Here is a 5,616-nt window from a genome sequence, read left to right as displayed (position 1 = left end):
GCCGCAGTTTTCCTGCGTTCCGCTACGCTCCACTTCGGAAAACTGCGCTGTATTACCATGCTTTTCAGATTTTGGGTGTTTCCAGACTGCACATTTCTTGACATTTCCAGGCCAAGTGCTCACATCGGTGCCCAAAGCCCTTTTGCACTAATTTTGAGTACCCTAAGTGTATGCCCTCTGGCGGTTTAGGGACTGGGTAAGCCGGTAGCTTTCCCCAGAGAAAATCACAATATGGCTGTGGTGGATAAGCCGGTCAACGAGCGCCGCAGTCAGGCGGTTGTCCCCAAAGACAGTGTTCCACTGAGAGAACTCCAGGTTTGAAGTAATAATCAGGCTCTTGCGCTCGTAGCAATCGGAAATCACTTGGAACAGCAGTTCAGCGGCGTCCTTGTGCAGAGGGACGAAACCAATCTCGTCAATCACAACAAGCTCTACCTTTTTCAGCGTACCCAGGTAATTGTTCAAGGTTCCCTTGGTGTTCTTTTCCAGCAGTATGTTTGCCAACTCAGCCGCAGTAAAGAAACGGACACGCCGCCCCTCCTGGCAGGCTTTCAAAGCAATAGCCGTAGCCAGATGGGTCTTTCCCGTCCCAACGCTCCCCATAAAAATCAGGTTCTCTTTTGGGGCAAGGAACTGGAGGTCGGTCATGTATTCCTGTGGCAAGCCGCCAGGAAGTTCAATGGCGGAGTTCCACACAAAATCATCCAGTGTCTTCATCACCCGGAAACCAGCCGTCTTTACCATGCGGTTAATCCGGTTGGCCTCTCGTTCCTGTAATTCCAGCGTCAAGAGGTCGGTCACATATTGCTCGGTATTTTCGTAGGGGACGCTCCGCCAGCCTTTCGCCATGCCGCCCAGCTTCACTTGCCGCATGAGCTGTTCAATCTGTTCAGCCATGAGCCTCACCTCCCATCAGGCCATCATAGGCTGAGAGGTTTGGATTGTAGTTCAGCAATGGGGCTCCGGAGAGTTTAAGCGGATCTGGGCGGTACTCCTTCTTGGCAATCATGTAATAACACTGCCGCAGGCTGTCCACATCGGCCCGGCCATTGGCGGCTGCCATTTCCAGAGCATCATCACAGAACTCAGAGTTTCCGTCAGCAACGATTTCGCTGAGAAGTTGCAGGGCGCTCTTCCGCTCTTTTCCCTTGGTGGAAGCAAGATAATCCTGCCACCGTTGCGGCATTTGGTGGAAGAAACGGGTATGCTCAATCGCTCCTGGCTTTTTGCAGAGGGTGGACACATACTGCGTCCAGTCGTAGACCTCATCATTGGTCTTGTAGCTTCTGGGAAAGCGTCCAACCGGTCTGTGGTCGTGGTAAAACTCTACATGGTCATAGAAGATTTTGGCCTGTACTTTTTCGCCGGCCAGCATGGGAGATAGCCCGTATTTATTCGTCTCAATCGTTGCAAAGCCTGTTTTACTCACGGTAAGCGTCGTGTAGCGGAACACAGAGAAGGGATACTGCGGCAGCTCTAAAAGTGCCGCCTTGTCCTCTTCCCAAAGTTCCCGGATGGGAACCTTGTGCTTGTAGTGGAGCCGGTCAGCGTCCTTTTCGCACCACTCCAAGAGCTGTTCATTAAATTCCTCAAACGAGGTAATGACTGGGACCGGGACAAACGCATTGCGGCGGCTGTAACCAACCTTGTTCTCTACATTGCCTTTTTCGTTGCCGGAAGCCGGATTGCAAAAATCAGCTTGGAAACGGTAGTGGAGCATAAAGCGGGTAAAGCCGTCCGTAAGGACACGCTCACCATCTTTTAGTACCTGAGCAACCGCCGTGGTCATGTTGTCAAACCGCAGCCTGGGAGGGACGCCGCCAATGTGCTCAAAAATCCGCTTCATGCCTTCCAGCAGGCACTCTTGGTTTTGAGACGGGAACGCTTGCGTTACTCCGTTGTTAGAGCCGGGGAATGAGATCGTCAGCGCATAGAACGGAAAGCGTTCTCCGGTAGCGGCCCATTCGCCTTCCGCAAGGCCAAAGTCCACCTGTCCCCAGCCTTTGGGGTGCTCCAGAGGGAGATAACCGGCACTCAGAGTTTTCATGACATATTTTTTCTTGCGGACATACTTCTTCACGGTGGAATAGCAGCCAGTAAACCCATGCTCATCACACAGGCGGTGGTAAATCCGCATTACTGTATGGCGCTGTTTCCTGGGGGCCTTTCGGTCCTCCTCCAGCCATTTATCAATGATGGGGATGAAGTCTTGCAGCACCGGATAGCTCTGTGGATCAATATCCGGCAGATTGTCCTCGCTCCAGTTTTCCTGGTAGGCGTACTTGCGGACAGTCTCAAAGCTGTGGCCGGTTATGCGGCATATTTCCCGCAAACTTGCCTCTTCATTTTCGTAGAGGTCTTTGATATACTTGATTTGAGCCATTCGTAACACCTTTCTGCTACCCCCTTATGGTTATCCCACCTAAAGGGTAGCGTTTATTTCAGGTGCTGACAATGGCTCTTTTTATTTGCCATTGGGGTGTTCACTTTTTGAGTACCATTTGCTACATTTTCATTTTACCGAAAACAGCCTGTGCAAGTAAAACGCCTGTAATAATACTTGATATGAATATTGCAATGATACCTTCCCCTTTGGCATACCAACAGACATATGCCAAAAAAAACGAAGCAAAAGCAATTACTATCCACATCATCATATAGGTTCTTGGCAAGAAACCCAAAATGTAATTACAATAGAGATAATACCCTGCCAACATACTTATAAAGAAAAAGAATGTGTTAATAGCAGCTCTCAGAGGGGATTCGGAATACACAGAAATAATTGTTGCAAGCAAAATCCATATTGCCAATCGTCCAAAATAGTTTCCGATATCCAGTTGTTGTAATATGGTAGGAACTGCGCTTGAACCTGTACCGTCCATCCATTTCTGCAAAACACCAAGGACAAAGCCAAGCAGGATTATTCCTAATGTAATAGCTACTTGCCTCTTGAGAGGGACATTTTTTCTTGGTTTTCGAATCTTTTCAATAAAAGCCTTAATTCTCAACACCTCCACAAACTCAAGCTGTCGAATTATTACGCCTTATGCCCGCCAATCTGGGCATTGCGGTCTCTGGCCGTGGCGCCTTCCTCCAGGTTCATCCCCTTCAGGATAGCGTTCTTGCCAAACTTCTTCTTGATGGACAGCACCGCCTGCTGCTGTCGCTTCTCCCGTTTCAGAGCGGCGGCGTCCTCGGCCTGCTGCCGGTCTCTGGTCTCGTAGTCGGTGAACAGGTCGAGCTGTTCCACCTCCGGCTGGGCAGGAACAGAAGCCTCATCAATGACATGATTGGCGACGATGTTCAGGCGTCGAATCAGCAGGTCAGGGTCAACGATGCGGTCATAGAGCTCAGACACCGCCTGCAGGATCTCCCTGGTGGAGGAAGTGTACTTGCCGAGGTTGCCGGTGCCGTGAGCGTGCTTCGGGATCTGCCGCCCATAGTGGTCGGTGGTGACCTCGCCCTTGTAGGACTTGCTCCGCTTCGGATCAGTCAAGTTTTCAATGTCATAGCCGACCGTCAGCACGATCTGGTTGGTGACAAGCCCCTTATCTACCAAGTCCAGGACCAGAAGGTCCGCCATCTCTCGCACCACCAGCTTGGCCTTTTCAGCCGTATAGGGGTAGTGAAGAACCTGCCCAGAGCCGATGCTGTTGGACTCCGGCTTATAGGCTTTAATGTCTGCAATGGTGCAGGGCTCCCAACCCCAGGCGTGGTCGATAAGAAGCTCCGCATTCACGCCAAAGAGCTTATACAGCACTTCATCGTTCTGTACGGACTGTCGGGCCACATCGCCCATAGTGAACATCCGGTTTGCCTCCAGCTTTCGTGCATAGCCCCGGCCGACACGCCAGAAGTCGGTGAGGGGACGGTGACTCCAGAGGGTGCGGCGATAGCTCATCTCGTCCAGCTCGGCGATCCGGACGCCGTTGCGGTCAGCAGGGATGTGCTTTGCCACGATATCCATAGCGACCTTGCAGAGGTACATATTGGTACCGATGCCTGCTGTGGCCGTGATGCCGGTGGTCGCCAGAACATCCAGAATGATCTTCATTGCGAACTCTCTGGGTGTGAGCTTATAGGTGCCAAGATAGTGGGTGGCGTCGATGAACACTTCATCGATGGAGTAGACATGAATGTCTTCCGGCGCCACATACTTCAGGTACACATTGTAGATCTCCGTGCTGGTCTTCATATACTTGGCCATCTGAGGCGGGGCCACCACATAGTCGATAGCCAGTTCCGGATGGGCTTTCAGCTCGGTGTCATCGTGGGATGCCCTGGTGAAGGTGCGGCCGGGGGCCATACGCTGGCGCTGTGCGTTGGCCTGTTTGACCTGATGCACGACCTCAAAGAGCCTCGCCCGGCCGGAGATGCCGTATTGCTTCAAAGACGGAGAAACAGCAAGGCAGATCGTCTTCTCTGTGCGGCTCAGATCCGCCACCACAAGGTTGGTGGTCATGGGGTCCAAGTTCCGCTGCATACATTCAACGGATGCGTAGAACGACTTCAAATCTATTGCGATATAGGTACGCTGCATCTCCATCTGACCACCTCCTTGCTGTCACTTTATTAAGAACATTATAGCATACTAAAGTGGCGCTTGTGTAGCCGTATTGTAAATTGCAAAGGAAAGCGCAGCTCCCGTCCGGAAGCTGCGCTTAAAACATTCAATCGGCTTTAGAGTGAGAAGCCGAACTCCACGCCTGTCTTTGTGTTTCGGACAGAGCATTTACCACCGTGCAGCTCCACAATGTTCTTTGCAATAGCAAGGCCAAGCCCTGTGCCGCCACCGGAGCGGGATTCATCCACTCGATAGAAGGTGTCCCACACCTTTGCCAGCGCTTCATCGGACAGTGGATCGCTGTCATTTTCGATGGAGAATGTGGTTTTACCGCGATTGTTCTGAATCCGTACTGTGACACTACCACCGGCAGGGGTGTACTTGACTGCATTGGTCGCAAAATTCTCAACTACCTGTGCAATTCGATTCTCGTCCGCAACGATGGTGCTTTGCTCTGGGAACTCGTAGCTGATCTGCAGTTCCTTTGCCTCTGCCGCCATTTGGAGTTTCTCGAAAATGGCTTTCGTAAGATCAGCAAGTGAAAACTCATCCCGTGAGAGCTTCACTTTACCGGCTTCCAGTCTGGACAGATCCAGCATCTCCAAAACCATACCGTCTGTTCGTTCGGCTTCCGCAAGGATCACATCCACATACTTAACCTTTGGTTCCCGGACAACCGGCGCACAGAAGAATGTGTGTCTGCCTATGCGTCCCTCTACCCGTTGATTACCTATTATCTGAACCGGCTGAATGACTGGGGGCTTTGCTTCCGGCAGTGCAAGGTCTGCGGGAAATATTTTCTGGCAAAGAGCCAGCGGTATGAGCTGTGCAGCGATAAGTGCCGAAAAGCACAGGCGCTTCAAAACAAGCGGGGATTTGACGAGAGGGCAAGAGAAAATAACTATGACCTGCTTTATAAAAATGAATGCCAGAACTGGCGTAATAAGATCAACAAAGCGAAGAGGACAGCGGGATTCCCGGCTGACCAGCTGGAAGAAATGCTGACTGCTTTTGAAGCGTTCAAGAAAGAAGCATTGAAGAGAAAAAAGGCT

At 51.3% G+C, this 5,616-nt stretch carries 6 protein-coding genes; 1 reads left to right on the top strand and 5 read right to left on the bottom strand.

Annotation, left to right across the window (positions count from 1 at the left end; translation table 11 throughout):
* Positions 1-162 precede the first annotated feature (162 nt).
* The 5 genes from istB to ACTQ34_RS17400 form a co-directional block, all read right to left on the bottom strand.
* Positions 163-897, bottom strand: a complete 735-nt coding sequence (gene istB / locus ACTQ34_RS17420) for an IS21-like element helper ATPase IstB (protein ID WP_441364870.1) — start codon at positions 895-897, stop codon at positions 163-165.
* The gene (gene istA / locus ACTQ34_RS17415) at positions 890-2,383 is read right to left on the bottom strand and encodes an IS21 family transposase (RefSeq protein WP_441364869.1); all 1,494 of its coding nucleotides are present in this window, start codon (positions 2,381-2,383) and stop codon (positions 890-892) included. The genes istB and istA overlap by 8 nt, the downstream gene beginning before the upstream one ends.
* 121 nt (positions 2,384-2,504) lie before the next feature.
* Positions 2,505-3,008: a hypothetical protein gene (locus ACTQ34_RS17410; protein ID WP_441364868.1), complete on the bottom strand. Its 504-nt coding sequence runs from the start codon at positions 3,006-3,008 to the stop codon at positions 2,505-2,507.
* 29 nt (positions 3,009-3,037) lie between these two features.
* Positions 3,038-4,546, bottom strand: coding sequence for a Y-family DNA polymerase (locus tag ACTQ34_RS17405; RefSeq protein ID WP_441364867.1), 1,509 nt, complete (start codon positions 4,544-4,546; stop codon positions 3,038-3,040).
* A gap of 134 nt (positions 4,547-4,680) precedes the next feature.
* Complete coding sequence (locus ACTQ34_RS17400; protein WP_441364866.1) at positions 4,681-5,214, bottom strand: sensor histidine kinase; 534 nt, start codon at positions 5,212-5,214, stop codon at positions 4,681-4,683.
* 45 nt (positions 5,215-5,259) lie between these two features.
* On the opposite strand from ACTQ34_RS17400, the gene ACTQ34_RS17395 reads away from it, so the two are divergent.
* Positions 5,260-5,616 (top strand): DUF6076 domain-containing protein (locus ACTQ34_RS17395; protein WP_441364865.1); only part of this gene is annotated, 357 nt, incomplete at its 3' end.

Source organism: Agathobaculum sp. LCP25S3_E8 (assembly GCF_052117165.1).
Lineage (GTDB): Bacteria > Bacillota > Clostridia > Oscillospirales > Butyricicoccaceae > Agathobaculum.
Note: the sequence above shows the minus strand (reverse complement) of the source record. Positions and strands in the feature narration are given on the sequence as shown.